The following is an 18,418-nucleotide window of genomic DNA, read 5'->3' on the forward strand; positions in this document are numbered from 1 at the left end:
AATGTTTAATCACAAGCTCATCAGTTTACTCCCTGACCTTGCCTCTTATATTATGGTGGTCAATGAGGGTAGCTTCACCGCAGCGGCAAAAAACCTTGGGGTGACCCCTTCAGCCCTTTCTAAAACCATCACCCGTTTAGAAAGCGCGCTATCTGTTAAATTATTTGAGCGCACAACGCGTAAGCTTGTCATTACTCAGGCCGGGGAAAAGGTCTATGACCAGAGCGTATTGATGGTAAATGCAGCGCAACAAGCCGTAGAAGTGTCCCAGTCGGATCATACTGTACCAAGCGGGGCCTTAACGGTCGCCGCGCCTGAAGCTTTCCTTAATTCCGTGTTGCAGCCCTTTATCACCCCGTTTTTAAAACAGTATCCAGAGATTCAACTCAAGGTTCGTGCGCTCGACGGTAATATTGATTTAATGAAAATGGGCGTAGATGTCGCCTTTAAACTCACTGATAAGCCTGACGAAAATCTCGTCATGAAAGACGTAGGACCCACTAACTTGGTGTTGTGTGCTAGTCCAGATTACATTGCCAAGCATGGCATGCCAAAGACCCCTGAAGACTTACTCGAGCACGACTGTTTATATTTAGCTGAGACTACACGAGATCATGTTTGGAATTTTTTAAAAGACGATGCGTTCCTCACCGTGAAGGTCTCTGGTCGATATGCCGTCAATCAATCACAACTGCGTTTAAGTGGTGTGAAAGAAGGGCTAGGCATCGGTATTTTTCACGATTTTGTGATCAAAGAATCATTGAAAGACGGCAGTACCGTGCAGGTGTTGGCAGATTGGACGATAAAAAGTAATTATCATGGCACGATTGCGCTTCAATACGCGCAAACCAAATATTTGCCAGCCAGGATGCGGGTGTTTATCGATTATGTCATGTCAGTGTTACCGGAACGTTTGTCGCTGTGATTCGTTATCGCGTCGCTGACTTTCCCCCACCCTTTTTTTAATGACACATTTAGGTACTTCTGTTTGCTTTATTGTGTAAAAAAAAGCTAATCATGACTCTTCACAATTGTAGGAATCTTCATGTTAAAAGCCACACACCACGTTGCCATTATTTGTTCCGATTATGCGGCTTCGCGTCATTTTTATACTGAGGTATTAAAACTCAGCATCCTTGATGAAAATTACCGAACTGATCGAGACTCCTACAAGCTTGACCTTGCCCTTCCCGATGGCACTCAATTGGAGTTATTTTCATTTCCTGATGCACCCAAAAGACCGAGTTTTCCCGAAGCACAAGGGCTTAGACATCTAGCGTTTACTGTCGACAATATGGCTAACGCCGTGGAGTGGCTTGTTGAACAAGGCATTGCAGTCGAGCCCATACGTATTGATGAGTACACTGGAAAACGTTATACCTTTTTCCAAGACCCCGATGGCCTACCATTAGAATTATGCGAGGTTCAATAACCAAGGCGTCGATGTTTCTTTCTGCAGCGTTAAGGATCCACCAAGCGAAAATCGCGTCACTCAATACCTTTTAACGAAACAGAGACTGCATGGCTCGGCTCACAGGTAATGTCGTGCCGGCAATGTGCACCATCCATTTGCCTGAGAGATCTTTTTTGACCTTATCTAAACGACGAACATTTATGAGTGTCGCACGATGAATTTGCCAAAAATAATCAGGGTCAAGCTGTGTGGTCAGTTCTTTAATCGAACTACGTAAAACGTATTCCTGATAACTTGACTCTACCCAAGCTACAACCGTAACGTACTTGTCTTCAGCTTTAACATACGCAATATCATCAACGGCAAGTAAATGGATCTCATCATGCTTGCTCGCCTTCAACCACTTGGTATATTTTGGCGTCCCGCCTGCCGAAAGGTGTTCAATCTTTGACATCAGCGTTTGCAAGGTGCCACTGTTCTCAGATGGAAGTAAACGTTGTTGTATTCGATGACAAGTGGCGAGCAGGCGGTCTTCTTGTATGGGTTTCAACACATAATCAATCGCATTGGCCTCAAAGGCCGCAATCGCATATTGATCAAACGCGGTGACAAAAACGATAATCGGAGCCGATCGTTCCGTTGCTTTCTCGAGTGCGGCAAGCTGATTGGCAACATCAATTCCTGATAAACCGGGCATTTGAATATCAAGAAATACTACATCAGGTTGATGCTCCTCGACTGCCTCTATGGCTTGTTCACCGTTCTCACAACGGCTCACAATCTCCAATTCTGGCCATGTCTCTGCCAACATTTTATCTAAATGGAATCGTAATAGAGGTTCATCGTCGGCAATAACTGCCGTATATGTTGTCATTTTAGGCTTCCTGTTTATTTTGCATGGGCAAGACTGTAGACGTCGGTAATACAATGGTAGACATCACACCCCCTTCCTTTTTCTCGTTTACCGACAACGACGATTTTTCTCCATACTTTGCTAACAACCGCTCTTTGACATTGGACAAGCCAATACCATGATTCGAATTTTCGGAGTTTTTATTCCCATACTGAAGGCCAACGCCAGTGTCTGAAATTTCTAAAATACAGAATTCGCCTTCCTGACGCGCATTTATCTCAATACTCCCCCCTGCTACGCTTGGTTCTATTCCATGCATGACGGCATTCTCGACCAACGGCTGTAACAAATAAGGCGGGATTTTTATGGTTGACAGCTCATCTGGAATATCGATATCAAAACGTAATCTCGAACCTAACCGCACTTGCTGAATGCCCAAGTAAGCTCGAATCAGCGTTACCTCTGACGCCACATCAATTTGGGTTTGTCGATGTCGAGACATTGACCCACGAAGCAGTATCGTCAGTTTATCTAACACCTCTTTTGCTTGATTCGCGTCGTAATCAATGAGGACGTTAATATTGGCAAGGGTATTAAAAAGAAAGTGTGGTTCAATTTGGCTTTGCAGTTGTTTAAGCTCAGATTCAATTAAGACCTTGTCTTGCTTAGCTTTATCCAGCTTAGCTTGGTCTATTTGTTGCTGCAAAGAAAACTGCTTTTCCTGTGCATGGAAGAAGTAAAAGGATATCGCGGTAAAAATAATCCCAAGTAACAACACCGGTTTTAACCCTTGCCACGCATCAAACCCCGGGTATTGCCGTAGCCAAAAGTAGGCATTTATCGTACCCAAACAAACTGCGCCAGATATGGACATCACTAATGAGGTGATGCGCATAGCGGCAATCTTGGGTAACCATCGCTCAATCAGCCATGAAAAAAACAACGCACTGTATCCATAACCAAGGCTGATAAAAGCATTTTCATAATACGGGGCCGTCCAGATTGACGAGGTGATAACCGCAATCGCAAGACAAAACAAAGACGTAAAAATGGTGGATCGCACCCAGTTTGAACGTTTGCCTGTGCATTCCATAATTAGAACCTCCCTTTTATATTAATCAACATGTTATAGCGTTCAGGCAGGTTTGCATATACAGAACTGTCCGCGCCAGTAACATAACGCGCAGCCAGTTCAAGGTGCAGGTTCGAGCTCCCGTTGTCCAACATCATAAAATCGAGCCATTGTGTCGCAATGACACCACCATCTTCAGGTGAGATCATAACGTCTATTTTTGGTGTTAAACGATCGGCTAGCCCGAGTTCTCGACTCCATTGCCAATTTGCCCATGCAGATGGATCGAGCGCCCAATGTAACATTACACTATGCTGAACCAAATTCTGTTGGGTATACCCCAGCCCGTATGAGTTGGCGACTATTGGGTAAACGTTCGCCGCGGCGTCATAAGCATGTTGCCATTGACTCTGACTCCATGCTCTCTCGTCATACCAATATTCGGCGATGACACTATTACCCGACTCATGCGCCCATGTTATGCCGACTAGGTATTGAACGGCATTTTTGCCTTCAGACAACGTCGCAGGCTTTTGATCGGCAAATGTATACGTGAGGTAACGGCGCTGGATCGAAGCAGATGAATGCATCTCCCAGGCGTTGCCAAAGACCGTAACCAAGCTACCAGCGATCATCCCTTCTCTCACATTGTCGTAGTAGGTTATCGCTTGTAATTCAGAATCACCTAGTAATGTGTAATAACGCATACCGAGTCCCTGCTGTTCATTGGCTTTTTCAAACTCAGTGCTAGTGAGCTGAGTCCAGCTCGAATCAGTGGTGATAAACGTCAATTCAGATTGACCACCATAATGAGACACCGCCAGTGTTCCAGCCCCCTCTTCAATCTGAATTCCGACGGGATTGCGGCGATAAGGATTAAACAAATCTAACACTCGATAGCCATAACCCACACCCCAGTCAATGCGAGCCTTTCCAGCTAGCATATCCCACTCCCTATCACCTATCATGAATGACGATTCAATGACGGCTTCGCGAACCACCAAGTCTGTGCTGCGCTCTTGATAATCCCTAGAGTGAGTATCAGCACTGTTGTATAAATCGCTGCTGAGCAATGCAACGCTTCCAGAAAAAACGTCAAATTGAACACCAACGTCAATCACTCCGTTTACCTTAGAAACTTGGCTGACCTCTTGTTGCGAAAAAAAACGCGAGGTTTGAGCGCCAATGCTTTGCGCATTGACTTGATAGTCCACGCTAAAGGACAGCGCATCAAAATAGCGTCGCACATCATTTTTATTCCCTTCATTGGAATCCTCATTCACGTTATTTGAATCAACAGCTGTACTGGACTCACTGGACGTCAAAAGCTCATTTAAATGATGACTGTCAGTTCGAGGCTTGTACGTACTCGAATGGTCATATTCAGTCGCGATGACATTAGTGGAGACAACAAGGCTGATAACCAATCCAGCAACACTCGATAATCCATCACGCTGGTTCCACCTTATGAAGCGACGACCAGGGTCACTTTTCATTATTCAATCCCTAGCTGCTTATTCTTAGATAAGAACGCAGGGTTGTAATACTTGTTCGGCAGCGAGTAAGGTTCGATGGACTGATAATCAATGACTGTTTTTTTATTCATTTGGATCTGGTCACGTAAGATCATGGCGGTAACACGTCGCTCACCATTTCTGACACCTTGTTCAAATTGCGCTTTCTTTGCCAACTTTCCAGAGCGTAAGTAAAGGTCAGCCTGAATGGGAAATGCGGTTTTGTTATCCAACCATAGATCTATTTGTTGGTAACTTGCGCCTGCGGTTTTCGCTACCAGTTTCAGCCTCTTGGTTTTTGTCATCGAGCCATCTGAGGCTAAGATGTCTTCATTTTCTATCACCTGCCCTTGATAATCTTGGCTCCACGTCAATGTCGATATGTCACCGACCGAGGCCTCTCCAAGTAGTTTTTGCATAGGTGTAATACGAATCGGTCGGCGACTTTTCGGCATTAATAACCAATAATTATCTCCGAGCATCAACATTTTTTGTCCTTTCTCGACATTGGCCTTAAACACGACCAAGGATTCACGATTAGGCTTTAGATACACATCATAAAGACGCGTTTTATCCAGCTTATCATCTTGATAAAGCCTAACCTCAGACACGACACGAGATGCGCCGGCATCCAATCGATAGCTATCAGCTTGCTTAATTAATGATTCTGCCTCTGAAGCAAAGGCGGAGACAGAGGCCACGGAGACAAGCATCGCTACAATACCGCGCAGTTTTTTCGTAATCAGCCATGATTTATACATAAGATAACGCCTCTGTTATGGGTTTTTGAGCGCCTTTACGTGCTGACACATAGGCGGCGAACATGCAAATTATCAATATTGCCAGCGAGGAATACATTGCAACTTGGGGGGAAAAAACAATCTCTAACGGGTACCCTTCGGAGCGTCCTGGCGGGGGTGGCATTTGTATATCTGCCACCTTAAGAAGTAATGTCGTGGTAAGTGCTAGCCCTGCCCCTACTACGCTACCAATGAGTGCGATGAGGATCGATTCTCGTACAAAACCGCCTATGATTTCTCTAGGATAACTGCCAAGTGCAGACAGCGTGCCGATTTCTCGTGTACGTTCTGTCACGGTCATTGTCATGGTATTAAACAAGGCAACAAATACCACCAGCCCCATCACCACACCAAGCACCCCAAAAATACCGTTATAAAGCCCACGAACCTTGTGATAAAAAAATGCCCGTTCTTGCCAAGGTGTCGTCTCTAAGTTTTGAGCGTCACCCTGCAAGCTAAATTCCTTATTTGTCTGATACTCACTGAGGCGTTGATTGACGTCGAGTAATCCTTGTGACGTATATTTGGTATCGCTCAAGTAGAGCGATAACGTACTAATGCGCTCTGAATTGAGTAAATCTTGTGCCGCACCTATCCCAATGTAAACCTGACGCTTATCCATTTCCGGCACACCTGTGGAATACACGCCGGTCACCTCAAAATCAATCGCATTTAGTGCGCCATCGCTTGTCGTGGCCAACAGTGTGACCCAATCGCCTTCTGAAACCTGTAAATTATGCGCGAGATCTTTCGCAATCATAATGCCAGCATCCATTTCATTGCCAAACTCGCTGTCTTTAAGACTCACCTCGCCATCAAATAGCGGTTCCCCCGCAGATCGGTAATCTTGCAACGTATTTCCCGACTCCATCTGAACAAAACCATCTCGCATCTGAAACTCATTAGGCTCGACCCCATTACCAATGAAGATTGCTGATTTTCTACCATTCGAGATTAACCCTGAGAAGTACACGCGAGGTTGAACACTTCTAGCGTGCTCCACATCGCCGAGTAAGGCGATAAGCGATTGCGGGTCACGCACTCCATTTTCCAGCGGCATCTCTTCTTCAGAAGTGAAGTAACCCGCTTGGGTCACGGTAATGTGCCCAACATCATTGGCCGTTGATTTCTCTAACGCTTGATAAGTAAACAAGCCAAAACCGGCCGCCGCGGTCAGTGCAAAAATAGCAATCGCTACGATCGACAATGAGAGCATGGTGCGCCTACGATTACGTAATAAGTATAAAAACGGCATTTTGAACGAATAGAGTATGTGTGTGATCATGTTGCTTCCTTTTTCTGGTGGCTGTCGTCAATACAATCTGTCATCCCGACCTTTAAAAACGTCTTCAATGAACGCCGTGCTCATTCGTGACATTCCTTAATGACTAACTGGCCCACTCGTGCGGCTGATGGCTTATTTCTCCATCGACCAGATCAATCATCCGATCACATCGCGTTGCCATCCTTCTATCATGGGTCGCAACAATAAACGTCGTTGCTTGCTCATGCCCTAAGGTTTTCATTAGTTCAATGACCTGGCTAGCAGATGCACTATCAAGGCTTGCTGTCGGTTCATCTGCAATAACGAGGCAGGGTTTATGGACCAATGCTCTAGCAATGGCCACACGCTGTTGCTGCCCCCCAGACAGTTGCTCCGGTCGGTGATGAACCCAATCACCTAACCCGACCTTTTCAAGCATTTCCAGCGACAAGCGTTTCTGGTTTTTCTGGCTATAACCATTCAACGCTAGCGGGTAGCTGACGTTTTCTAACGCGCTCATCACAGGAACCAAATTGAAACGCTGAAAAATAAACCCCAGATTTTCGCGGCGATACTGAGTCAATTCCTGTGGTGTTTTTGACAATATTCCATCGCCAAAAGTAATGTCTCCATCGTACTGAGTGTCCAGCATGCCTAAAATATTGAGTAGTGTGCTTTTCCCCGAACCTGACGGACCACATAATGCAACTAACTCCCCCTGTGCAATGTGTCCAGACACGCCACCTAATGCCTGTACTTGATTTTGGCCGAGTGAATAATGCTTTGAGATACCATCAAATTTCATCATGTTGTCGCTCTCCTGTAGATTGATCATTAGCCTACCGCCTTTGAAGAGCCTCGACATGTGGATGCGACAAACGGTCAGCATCGAAGATTAACGGTTGTTATAGAGGACAAACGGGAGCAGGTATTTTGAGGTGTTCCGTAACATTGGTTGCCAAACGACACTAGTGCTAACGGAATTCGCGTGGCTGAAAGATCGAAAGCTATGTTGGAGGTTATATAGGACTTGGTATGAGAGGCGTTTTCATCACAAACCGTAATTTGACGTCCACAATCGTCCGTTTTTCAACATTCAGTTGGATCAGGTGACCCTTGTTTTCAATGGCTTACTTACCGGGCTTATCATCACAGCGTAGACTTCAGAAAAAACACTTCGATAAAAATAGAAATATATTGACGACGCAACGCTACTTGCGTATATTTCGATTATTCCAGAAATAATGAGACATTAAAATGAACATTACACAAGACATGGTTATGGACACATTAGGCATGTTTGCTTTCCTTGCTGTCGAACTAACAATACTATTTTTACTGATTAGTTACGTTGTTGGTATTTTGCAGGAATACATCCCACCATCTAAGATTCAAAGCATTTTAAGTTCAAAAAACGGTAAAGGTTACCTTGTTGCCGGTTTACTCGGCGCAATCACTCCGTTTTGCTCATGCTCAACTATCCCTTTCCTAAAAGGGCTGCTAAGAGCAAAAGCCGGTTTTGGCACCATGATGGTGTTCTTGTTTGCAAGTCCGCTGCTTAACCCTATTATTATCGGTTTGTTTGCCGTTACCTTTGGTATAAAAGTGACTGCGTTTTACTTTGTTATCGCTATGGGCGTGTCTGTAATTGCAGGTTACACACTAGAAAAATTAGGATTTGAAAAGTACGTAAAAGAAGATGCTTACATCGCACCTGAAAGTAAAGGCTGCGGATCAAGCTGTGGCGGAGCGAAAGCAAAACCGGTCAACAAATGGGTAAGAATTTGGAATTCAACTTGGAAAGATTTCAAAAAAGTACTTCCATACCTGATTGGCGGTATTGCGCTCGGATCGTTAATCTACGGCTTCATGCCAACAGAGTTCGTCGCAAAAGTTGCTAATGAAGACAACCCTTGGGCAATTCCGTTCGCTGCTGTGATTGGCATTCCGCTGTACATTCGTGCTGAAGCTGTCATCCCACTAAGTGCAGCGCTTGCAGCAAAAGGCATGGGTCTTGGTGCAGTCATGGCATTAATTATTGGTAGTGCAGGAGCAAGTTTGACTGAAGTTATTCTTCTTAAGTCTATCTTCAAGAACCAAATGATTGCAGCGTTCTTATTTGTCATCTTGAGCATGGCGATTGGAGCTGGCTTCCTGTACCAATGGATATTCTAAGATTGGCATGACAGGGTTAAATTCAGATGGCACGTCGCAGACACTGCCAAAAGAAACTAAAGGCCGGCTTTCGCTGTAATGCTTGTAAGTTAAGCATTAACTAACGTCTTCTAGGAGGCCTTGTCGCATAGCGACAAGGCCTCTTTTTTACCACTCTTGTTTCCATTGGTAATCTGCGCTTTTAAATAATCGCCACCCCAGACTCTTGGAAGTATTGATCAATGAGTTCAGGGGACAATAGATCTGATAACTTTGAGAATTGTTCTGTAGAGAAGTTGCGTACTTGATTAAGAGCTTGTCTAAGAAACATAAAAAATCCGAGTGTTAAAATAACACTCGGATTTTGACATTCTGGAAGGATCGCTCAATCTGTTACTTTCGATTAACTGATCGGCATTAAGCCCTAGGCTCGCTTTCTACTAATAAATTTTAAATCAATTACAGTAGTTCTACCGACTGTTGAGCAGTCCCAAATTCTTCGTTGGTTGGCAAGCTATTCGTATCGCGCCTACTAACACGCCTTTGGACATAAAGCTCTCAGCTTATTGCTCTTCTACCCATCCCAATTAGGCCGTCATCCTCGTGCAAACGAGGATCTTCATCAGCATGTGACTCACTTAAATAGAAATGAATAACACACGAATAGGTTCACAACGTGCTGACGAAGATCCCCTTTTTCAAGGGGATGACGGTTCTTGTGATTGGTTTGAAACAAAAAATGGGGCATAAATAACTCAGCACTAGCCTCGTTGACTCGAAGATCGACTAAACGAAGAAAGTATCGTTCGTGATGGTTTAATCAACATACAAAACAAAAAAGCGAGCCACTTGGGCTCGCTTTTCATTATCTGATTTTCTTAGAATCTATTACAGAAGTTCTACCGACTGCTGAGCAATCACAAATTCTTCATTGGTTGGGATAACCATAGCCACCGCACCCAAAAGCTCAGACTTACCGACGATACCAGCAGCACCGAAGCGCGCGTCTTCGTTACCCTTCTCGTCTTCGACAAAGCCAAGCAATTTAAGGTTACGCATGATTTCACGACGAATTGGTAGTGAGTTTTCACCAATACCACCGGTGAAGATAACCGCGTCTAGGTGATCTAGAGGAATCAAGTAAGAGCCAATGTACTTCGCTACACGGTATGTGAAGACTTCAAAGGCAAGCTTAGCACCTTCATGACCGTCTTCCATCGCCTCTAGCACGCCACGAGCGTCAGAAGTAATGCCAGACACACCTAAGAAGCCAGACTTCTTGTTTAGCGTCTCAAAGACCTTCTCTTGGCTCCAACCTTTCTTCATCAAGAATTCAATAATGCCTGGGTCTAAATCTCCGCAACGCGTACCCATCATCAAACCAGATAGAGGAGTGAAGCCCATAGACGTATCGACACTCTCACCATTATTAATTGCACAAACAGACGCACCATTACCAAGGTGAACCGAGATAAAGCTCGATTGTTCTACTGGCTTGTTGAGCATCTTCGCCGCTTCACGACTAACGAAGTAGTGGCTTGTTCCATGGAAACCGTAGCGACGGATACCGTATTCTGTGTACAACTCATTTGAGATAGCGCCAGTGAACGCCTTCTCTGGCATTGTTTGGTGGAAAGCAGTATCAAATACAGCGAATTGCGGAAGCGCTGGGAATGCTTCAATAGCCGCGCGAATACCAATGGCACCTGCTGGGTTATGCAGCGGAGCAAGGTCAGCAAGTTTTTCAATTTCTTGTGTCACCGTCTCGTCGATGCGAACCGTCGAAGTGAATTTCTCACCACCGTGAACAATTCGGTGGCCAATCGCGACGATGTTATCAGAAAAACCTAATTCTTCAGTTAGGCCAACCAACTTACCAATAGCAAGTTTGTGGTGGTTACCTTCACCTTCAACGGCAACTTCGGTTTTTTGTCCATTAAATTTCCAAGCCATGCGTGCATCAGGCAAACCGAAACACTCACCTAACCCACTTAATACAGCCTCTCCACTTTGAGAATCGATGACGGCGAATTTAAGAGATGAACTACCGGAGTTGATGACGAGAACAAACGAATCAGACATGAAAATGTATCCTGTTGTTGAGCGAAAAGGGGAAAGAAACCTTCCCATATAATCTTATTGTATTATTCAATAATTTTTGAATCTTTCAAATTTGTTTTATAAGAATATTTGTTTCAAAATGATATTTCTTGACGAAGATCAAATTTTAAATTAATTCACCCATTGAATTTAATCGTGTTTTTTATCACTAGTAGCCATTCACTTAGAAAATTTATTAACAGACACAAAAAAGCCGAGCATTCGCTCGGCTTTCATTTAGTGCTTAATGTTTAATGGCATTAAGACTCAGTGTTACGTGATTGACCACGTTCGCCACGGTGGCTTCCACGTTGGTCGCTGCCACGGTTACGATCGAAACGACGTTCACCTTCAGCACGTTGACCACGGTTAGCGCCGTCACGGTTACCACGGTAGCCGCCGCCTTCGCGATTGCCGCCTTCACGGTTTCCGTCACGTTGACCACGATGGCCTTCACGACGTGCACCACGATGATTATCACGGCTACCGCCGCCATCGCGACGTGGACCACGAGATTCACGGAAATCATTGAATTCAACAACAACAGCGCCCGCTTCTTTCTGACGAATGCGAAGCTTACGAAGCTTACCTGCTACATCAGTAGTCATCTGCTTAGGCAGTTGAACGTACGTTTGGCCTTTATCAAGTTTGATAGCACCAATAGAGCCTTTAGTTAGGCCTAATTCGTTCGCTAGCGCACCAACGATATCTTTAACTTGAACGCCTTGCTCACGACCAACCTGAAGTTGGTAAGTATCCCAATCTTGAGTGTTGAAGCTACGACCACCTTCACGACGACCTGCATCAGGATTGTCACGGCGTTCTTTACGACGTTTTTTGTCACGCTCGATAGCTTCAATCATTGGATCAGCACCAACGTAGAACAAAGGACGTTTGCCTTGTTGACGTTTAAGCAGAATCGCAGCAAGTGTCGCAGCATCGATCTCTAGGCTTTCTTGAAGCTTTTCGATTAGCTCAGCAAAGCTTTCTAGTGATTTGTGGCCTTTCTCAGTTTCTAGCTCAGCACCAAGCTTAACTAGACGAGCTTCAGCAACTTGGTCACGTGGTGGAAGTTGAATTTCTTCCATTTGAGACTTAGTTACACGCTCAATCGTACGCAGCATACGGATTTGGTTAGTACGAACAAGAAGGATAGCTTTACCCTTACGTCCAGCACGACCAGTACGACCGATACGGTGAATGTATGACTCAACATCGAATGGGATGTCGTAGTTAAATACGTGAGTGATACGTGGCACATCAAGACCACGAGCAACAACGTCAGTCGCGACTAGGATATCGATTGAACCCTGTTTGATGTTGTCAACAGTACGCTCACGTTGAGATTGAGGGATGTCGCCGTGTAGTGCTGCCGCGCTAAAGCCACGTGCAGTTAACCAGTCAGCTAGACGCTCAGTGTCTTGACGAGTACGAACGAAAACGATAGACGCATCGATTTCTTCAGTTTCAAGAAGGCGAGCCATTGCTTCGTCTTTCTCTACGCCTTTTACTACCCAGTAGTTTTGAGCAACTTTATCAACCGTGTGGTTAGTACCCGCAACGTCAACACGAGCAGGATCACGCAAGTAGCGATCAACAATCGTTTTTACCATTGGAGGCATAGTTGCAGAGAACAGAACACGTTGAGCCGTTTCTGGTGCTTTCTCTAGAATCCAAGTAACGTCATCTACGAAGCCCATTTTTAGCATTTCATCCGCTTCATCAAGAACGAATGTATGTGCTTGGTCTAAGTGTAGACGGTCACGGTTTAGAAGGTCTTTAACACGACCAGGTGTACCCACAACGATGTGAGCACCGCGGCTTAGTGCGCGCATTTGATCAACGATAGAAGCGCCACCGTAGATCTCTAATACTTTCAAGCCCTTGATGTCACGACCAAGGTTTTTGATTTCAGCAGCAACCTGGATAGCAAGCTCACGCGTTGGCGCCATGATGATTGCTTGAGGCTTATGCTGGTTAAGATCGATTTTGTTAAGAAGCGGCAAAGAGAATGCTGCTGTCTTGCCCGTACCCGTCTGAGCTTTACCTAACGCATCTCTTCCTTCTAACAATAGAGGAATTGCAGCCGCCTGGATTGGAGTTGGCGATACAAAGCCCATAGAGTCTAGAGCAGAAAGAATATTGCTGTTAAGAGCTAATTCATTGAATTGAATTGCAGAATCTTGCATTGGGATCCCATTAAAGTAAATATAAACACAGGTCCCATGAGCTCTACCAATTCCAAACTGATCCAATACTGCTTTAAAAACAGTAGATAAGAGCTGATTCCATTCAGATGCGGAAAAGTGAAAATCGCATCAAGCCACTAGGGACGTAAACAAGGAGGCGGATTATTCACTAAAAGCACAAAAAAAGCCAGAAAAAATTGAAATACATCACAATTTTATTCTTGAACTGTCATTATTGAGTAATGTGCCATCAATGTGGCAAAACTTTAAGCATTTCGTTACGTTATTGCTGCATGATTGACATGCGGTTACGCCTTGAGTTTGAACTAGGCAACAACCGAGCGTTTGGGTATAGTGTGGGCACTTTCATTATTAAGAAGTAGATGCATGTTTCAAGATAACCCGCTACTCGCCCAGCTCAAACAGCAGATTCAAGAGAACCTTCCTAAAAAAGAAGGCACAATCAAAGCAACCGAGAAAGGGTTTGGCTTTTTAGAAGTCGACGCGAAAACCAGTTTCTTTATCCCACCACCGTATATGAAAAAATGTATGCACGGCGATAAAGTCGTCGCAATTATACGTACGGATAAAGATCGCGAACTAGCAGAGCCTCAAGAACTTGTTGAACAAGGTGTTACCCGCTTTATTGCCCGCGTAAAGCGCTTTAAAGGCCGCCTTAATATTACACCGGATCATCCGCAGCTTAAAAAACTGTCTTTAAAAGCCAAAACTCAAAAAGGTATCAAGAGTGATGAGCTTAATGACGGTGACTGGGTCGTTGCTCATGTAATCAATCACCCTTTAAAAGGTGACAACGGCTTTTTAGCAGAAATCTCTCAAAAGATTACCGATGGCGGTGACAAAATCGCGCCGTGGTGGGTCACCCTAGCGCAAAATGATTTACCCAACACTGAGCCTGCCGGTTTAGACGCATGGGAAATCAAAGACGATGCTACGCTCACGCGCACTGATATGACGTCTATGCCCTTTGTTACCATCGACGGCGAATCGACCAAAGATATGGACGATGCGCTGTTCGCTAAGAAAAAAGACAATGGCGACTTCGAAGTAACAATCGCGATTGCTGACCCAACGGCCTATATTACTCCCGAAGATGAAATGGATATTGTGGCTCGCCAACGAGGCTACACCATCTATCTCCCAGGACGTAATATTCCAATGTTACCGCGCGACTTAGCAGACGATGTATGCTCATTGCTTGAAAATGCCGAGCGTCCTGCCCTTTGCTGCTCTGTCACGGTCAATAAAGACGGTGTTATTCAAGATGACATCAAATTTTTTGCTGCGAACATGAAATCTCACGCGCGACTTGCTTACCAACATGTCTCTGATTGGTTAGAGAATGGTTCAAGTGATGTGTGGCAACCAAGTGAAGAAATTGCTGAGGTTGTTCGTGACTTGTACGATTTCTCATTAGCGCGCGCAGCTTGGCGTCAAGCTAACGCAGTTGTTTTCCCAGACCGTCCAGATTATCGATTTGAACTCAGCGAAGATAATGATGTTGTCGCAATTCACGCAGACTCTCGACGTAGCGCTAACCGCCTCGTAGAAGAAGCGATGATTACCGCCAACATCTGTGCAGGTCGCACTCTAAAAGAAGCCTTTGGTTACGGTGTATTTAACACCCATGCTGGTTTTAAACCAGAGAAGGTAAAAGACGTTCTTGAGTTGGTCAACCCACCGAATGAAGAACCTATCTACACTGAAGAGCAAATCATGTCTTTGGACGGCTTTGCTGCCTTGCGCCGTGATTTAGGCGGATTGGACTCAAGCTACCTAGACAACCGAGTACGTAAGTACCAAGCATACAGCGAAGTAGGCAATGAACCTCTACCGCATTATGCGATGGGCCTCGATGTTTATGCGACATGGACATCACCGATTCGTAAATACGGCGACATGGTCAACCACCGACTTCTAAAAGCGCACATTACTAACGCGGAACCAATACAAAAGCCGGATGATGTCTTGGGTGATGAGCTAGCCGTTCACCGCAAACATCATAGAATGGCAGAGCGTAATGTCGGAGATTGGTTGTACGCTCGAACTCTTGCAAACGAACCAAAGAACGGCACCGAATTTTTGGCAGAAATCTTTGACATTAATCGTGCGGGTATGCGAGCTCGATTGACTGAAAACGGCGCTGCCGTGTTCATTCCAAACTCGCTAATAGTAAACAACAAAGACCGAATCGTTAGCAATAACGAAAATGGCACTGTCACTATCGACCAAAATTTGGTGTATCGATTAGGTGATACACTCAAAGTCGTCTTAAATGATGTGAACCAAGAAACACGCAGTATTGTTGCAAAGCCCGTTGAAGTGTTTGCTGAACCAGTGACGACAACGGAAGACACCGCTTCTTCTGAGTCAGAATAATCAGCCTATAGTCCGGTGACAACATTGGACTAAATGTACAAGACGAATAAAAAAGCCAGTTGGAGGACCAACTGGCTTTCTTTATAACGCGGATCTCGACATAGTCTATTGCCTAGCCATCTACATCATTCACTCTGCTATACCGAATGTGCGTTCTCTCGCGGTAGAAGTACCGTAACTTGATAGCAACCACCTGATTGAAGCCCTGGCAGTATATTAGTCGTTAGTTTCTTACCATCCATGATCACCTCAACCTTCGTTACCTCTGAGGTACGTTGATACGTCACATGTAGCTGCGCACCACGAAACGATCGTTTGACCGAAAAATTTGACCATTCAGAAGGTACTTTAGGTTGAATGGAAAGGCCTTCTTCACATCCCTTAAGACCGAGCATTTCTTCAATAATCATGCGATAAAACCATGCACCAGTACCCGTATTAAACAAGTTACTGGAACGACCTGCCGTGTCGGGGTATTGATAATATGCACCACGATAATAATTGGGAATATAGACAGGCAATTGGCCTCTACGCTCAAAGGTATCACTTTGTGGATCAGCCACCATTTTCCTCAATACTGCAAATGCTCGGTCAGGTTCATCTATGGCATAAAGACTCGCGGCATAAAACGCGGCGGCATGATTGTAAATAGAACCATTTTCCCCTGAGCCTGGCCACTTTTGTGTCACACGACCCACATCTTCTCGCATTTGAGTAAACGCAGGCGCACATAACATGACGCCATAAGGTGTATCAAGTTGCTCGTCAATCGCGGCCAACATTTTTGCTTTCTGTTCCGCATTAGGCATATTGGCCATAAATGCCCAGCTTTGGGTATTCAAAAAGATACGCCCTTCACTATCTTCTGGGACACCAAACGTTACGCCGTCATCCGTGATACCACGCGCGTACCAATCCCCTTTCCACAGATACTCATGTGAAATGGTGGCCAATTCTTCAACCATAGATTCGAATTGCTGAATTATGGATTCATCATTGTATTTTCTAGATATTCTTATCCAAGTTTGCAGCGCAACGCTTAGCGCTTGCGCTAGCCAACCCGAGACGCCTTTTCCTTTCGGGCCCACCATGTTCATCGGGTCGCACCAATCACCTTGAGCAATGAATGGCAAGCCTCGATAATCTCTCGCTTCACACATGTGGTTCATGGCACGATTCATATGTTCGAGTACTGACGCACTAGTGTCATCATCTGCCCACGCGACGTCCTGTTGTAAGAGGCCCCAATCATTCGTCTCATTGAGATAGGCATCAAGAATTAATGCCAACCATACAGAGTGGTCAGTGTGAGGGATTTGATTAATGTACTTCAAGGTGGCTTCTGGCGTCAGTAATACGCCATCAGGCATTTCTCCATCCATCTTTTGTTGAGATAATGAGGTAAGGATCACAGCTCGTGTAGCGTCACTTTTCACGTACGCCATCCCCATCCCATCTTGCAGGTAATTGCGAGTCTGAGGATCAGTCGTCAATCGATTGGTGTCACCATGATAAAAAACCTGTCTTGGTAACCAGTGATTCACAAAATGATTTAACGCAACATCAGGTGTCTCTATTTCTACCACACCGGAGCCTGACGATATGTATTCTTCATACGCTTGGGTTGCTGCCACTTTTTCATCTCCGGAATGACGGGCAACAACATGCCTAATCTCGGACTTATCAAGCGCCGGACCAAACACGAAATTCAGTTGTTTCTTTTCTTCATGTTCGAGGTCTAGCTTAAATTGCATCGCACAAACAGGCATCTCGTAATGGGCTTCTTTACTGCAGAGATCCGCAAATCCTTGCAATGCCGCAGGGTTATGTAAGCCGCTTTGTCCTTCAAAACGCGGGAGACTGGTCTCATAAGCATCGGGGATAACGTCAGACGCAAAAAATGTCATATCTTTTAGGTGCTTGTTCTTTTCGTAATCTTCTAGCTTTTGGTAAGGGGTGATTGAAGTGCAGACAATCGCATTGAGCGACTCATCATAATGTGCGCCCATGTTCATCCACGACATGTAACCAACTGGAAAGTAAGGAATGACAGAGAGCTTACGCGGTGTGGCCCCCTTGTTCGACACTTCGACATGCCACAATTCTGCGGCTTCATCTTCACCCAACGTAAGAGTAATCGTCAGTTCAATGCCTTGATGTTTAACGATCCACTTAACGTCGCTTAGACCCGGCTGGAAATCAAAGCTATCCAACTTGGATTTAATCGGCGCAAATGGTGCAGAAAACAACTCGCCCGTTTCATCATCTCGCACATAAAAAAAGCGACCTGGATGATGGGCAAAATAAGGCTGTTCCGGCTGCATAAAACTCGTCGCGGCTAGATTTGGTACATGCGTATATTTTTTGGGTTCTGGATTCATGTATTGCGCGACAACGTAACCTTGGCAATTAACATGAATCATCATCTTACGATTCCAGAGATAACCCGCCGAATTAGGAAGAAGCGTTGGATCCGTTAATGAAAATCGGGTTCCCTGATCGAGAAATGTTGACATGAATGAGACCTCTTTACACGTAATAGTTTTTATCTATCTAGACGGGCTTATTAATGTACTAAGCCCACGAATTTTCTAGTAATTTAGGATGATTTCTTCAATGGCATTCTTCGAACCACATTCAATAAATACGGTTTATGAA

The 18,418-nt window shown here is 44.9% G+C and carries 14 protein-coding genes; 4 read left to right on the forward strand and 10 right to left on the reverse strand.

All coding sequences use genetic code 11. The features are described from left to right. The first annotated feature begins 1 nt into the window (after position 1). Both ACE1OE_RS12020 and gloA2 read left to right on the forward strand, forming a co-directional pair. A complete protein-coding gene (locus tag ACE1OE_RS12020) occupies positions 2-925 on the forward strand; it encodes a LysR family transcriptional regulator (RefSeq protein WP_449211200.1) in 924 nt (307 codons plus the stop codon). A 120-nt stretch (positions 926-1,045) separates the two neighbouring features. Beyond that, complete coding sequence (gene gloA2, locus ACE1OE_RS12025) at positions 1,046-1,432, forward strand: SMU1112c/YaeR family gloxylase I-like metalloprotein (RefSeq protein WP_449211201.1); 387 nt, start codon at positions 1,046-1,048, stop codon at positions 1,430-1,432. 70 nt (positions 1,433-1,502) lie between these two features. Here gloA2 and ACE1OE_RS12030 read toward each other — a convergent pair whose 3' ends face one another. The 6 genes from ACE1OE_RS12030 to ACE1OE_RS12055 form a co-directional block, all read right to left on the reverse strand. Beyond that, positions 1,503-2,288 (reverse strand): LytR/AlgR family response regulator transcription factor, encoded by a 786-nt coding sequence (locus tag ACE1OE_RS12030; RefSeq protein WP_449211202.1) that lies wholly within the window; start codon positions 2,286-2,288, stop codon positions 1,503-1,505. A 1-nt stretch (position 2,289) separates the two neighbouring features. Then, a complete protein-coding gene (locus ACE1OE_RS12035; protein WP_449211203.1) occupies positions 2,290-3,360 on the reverse strand; it encodes a sensor histidine kinase in 1,071 nt (356 codons plus the stop codon). A gap of 2 nt (positions 3,361-3,362) precedes the next feature. Beyond that, positions 3,363-4,835, reverse strand: a complete 1,473-nt coding sequence (locus tag ACE1OE_RS12040; protein WP_449211204.1) for a hypothetical protein — start codon at positions 4,833-4,835, stop codon at positions 3,363-3,365. Further along, positions 4,835-5,614 (reverse strand): outer membrane lipoprotein-sorting protein, encoded by a 780-nt coding sequence (locus tag ACE1OE_RS12045; RefSeq protein ID WP_449211205.1) that lies wholly within the window; start codon positions 5,612-5,614, stop codon positions 4,835-4,837. The genes ACE1OE_RS12040 and ACE1OE_RS12045 overlap by 1 nt, the downstream gene beginning before the upstream one ends. Beyond that, complete coding sequence (locus ACE1OE_RS12050) at positions 5,607-6,938, reverse strand: ABC transporter permease (RefSeq protein WP_449211206.1); 1,332 nt, start codon at positions 6,936-6,938, stop codon at positions 5,607-5,609. The genes ACE1OE_RS12045 and ACE1OE_RS12050 overlap by 8 nt, the downstream gene beginning before the upstream one ends. Before the next feature lie 103 nt (positions 6,939-7,041). Further along, positions 7,042-7,725, reverse strand: a complete 684-nt coding sequence (locus tag ACE1OE_RS12055) for an ABC transporter ATP-binding protein (protein WP_449211258.1) — start codon at positions 7,723-7,725, stop codon at positions 7,042-7,044. A gap of 449 nt (positions 7,726-8,174) precedes the next feature. On the opposite strand from ACE1OE_RS12055, the gene ACE1OE_RS12060 reads away from it, so the two are divergent. Further along, a complete protein-coding gene (locus ACE1OE_RS12060) occupies positions 8,175-9,092 on the forward strand; it encodes a permease (protein ID WP_102468484.1) in 918 nt (305 codons plus the stop codon). A gap of 181 nt (positions 9,093-9,273) precedes the next feature. Here ACE1OE_RS12060 and ACE1OE_RS12065 read toward each other — a convergent pair whose 3' ends face one another. The 3 genes from ACE1OE_RS12065 to ACE1OE_RS12075 form a co-directional block, all read right to left on the reverse strand. After that, entirely contained in the window at positions 9,274-9,402 is a 129-nt protein-coding gene (locus ACE1OE_RS12065) for a hypothetical protein (protein WP_449211207.1), read from the reverse strand. A gap of 557 nt (positions 9,403-9,959) precedes the next feature. Further along, positions 9,960-11,153, reverse strand: coding sequence for an acetate/propionate family kinase (locus tag ACE1OE_RS12070; RefSeq protein WP_102469225.1), 1,194 nt, complete (start codon positions 11,151-11,153; stop codon positions 9,960-9,962). A gap of 278 nt (positions 11,154-11,431) precedes the next feature. Next, the gene (locus tag ACE1OE_RS12075) at positions 11,432-13,360 is read right to left on the reverse strand and encodes a DEAD/DEAH box helicase (protein WP_449211208.1); all 1,929 of its coding nucleotides are present in this window, start codon (positions 13,358-13,360) and stop codon (positions 11,432-11,434) included. Between the two features lie 387 nt (positions 13,361-13,747). Here ACE1OE_RS12075 and rnb point away from each other — a divergent pair, with 387 nt between their 5' ends. After that, positions 13,748-15,760 carry an exoribonuclease II gene (gene rnb, locus ACE1OE_RS12080; protein ID WP_449211209.1) on the forward strand — a complete coding sequence of 671 codons (2,013 nt, stop codon included), beginning with the start codon at positions 13,748-13,750 and terminating at the stop codon, positions 15,758-15,760. A 137-nt stretch (positions 15,761-15,897) separates the two neighbouring features. Here the strand turns inward: rnb and ACE1OE_RS12085 are convergent, their stop codons facing one another. Next, positions 15,898-18,276: a GH36-type glycosyl hydrolase domain-containing protein gene (locus tag ACE1OE_RS12085; protein ID WP_449211210.1), complete on the reverse strand. Its 2,379-nt coding sequence runs from the start codon at positions 18,274-18,276 to the stop codon at positions 15,898-15,900. Positions 18,277-18,418: the final 142 nt, after the last annotated feature.

This window comes from Vibrio sp. E150_011 (assembly GCF_053544015.1).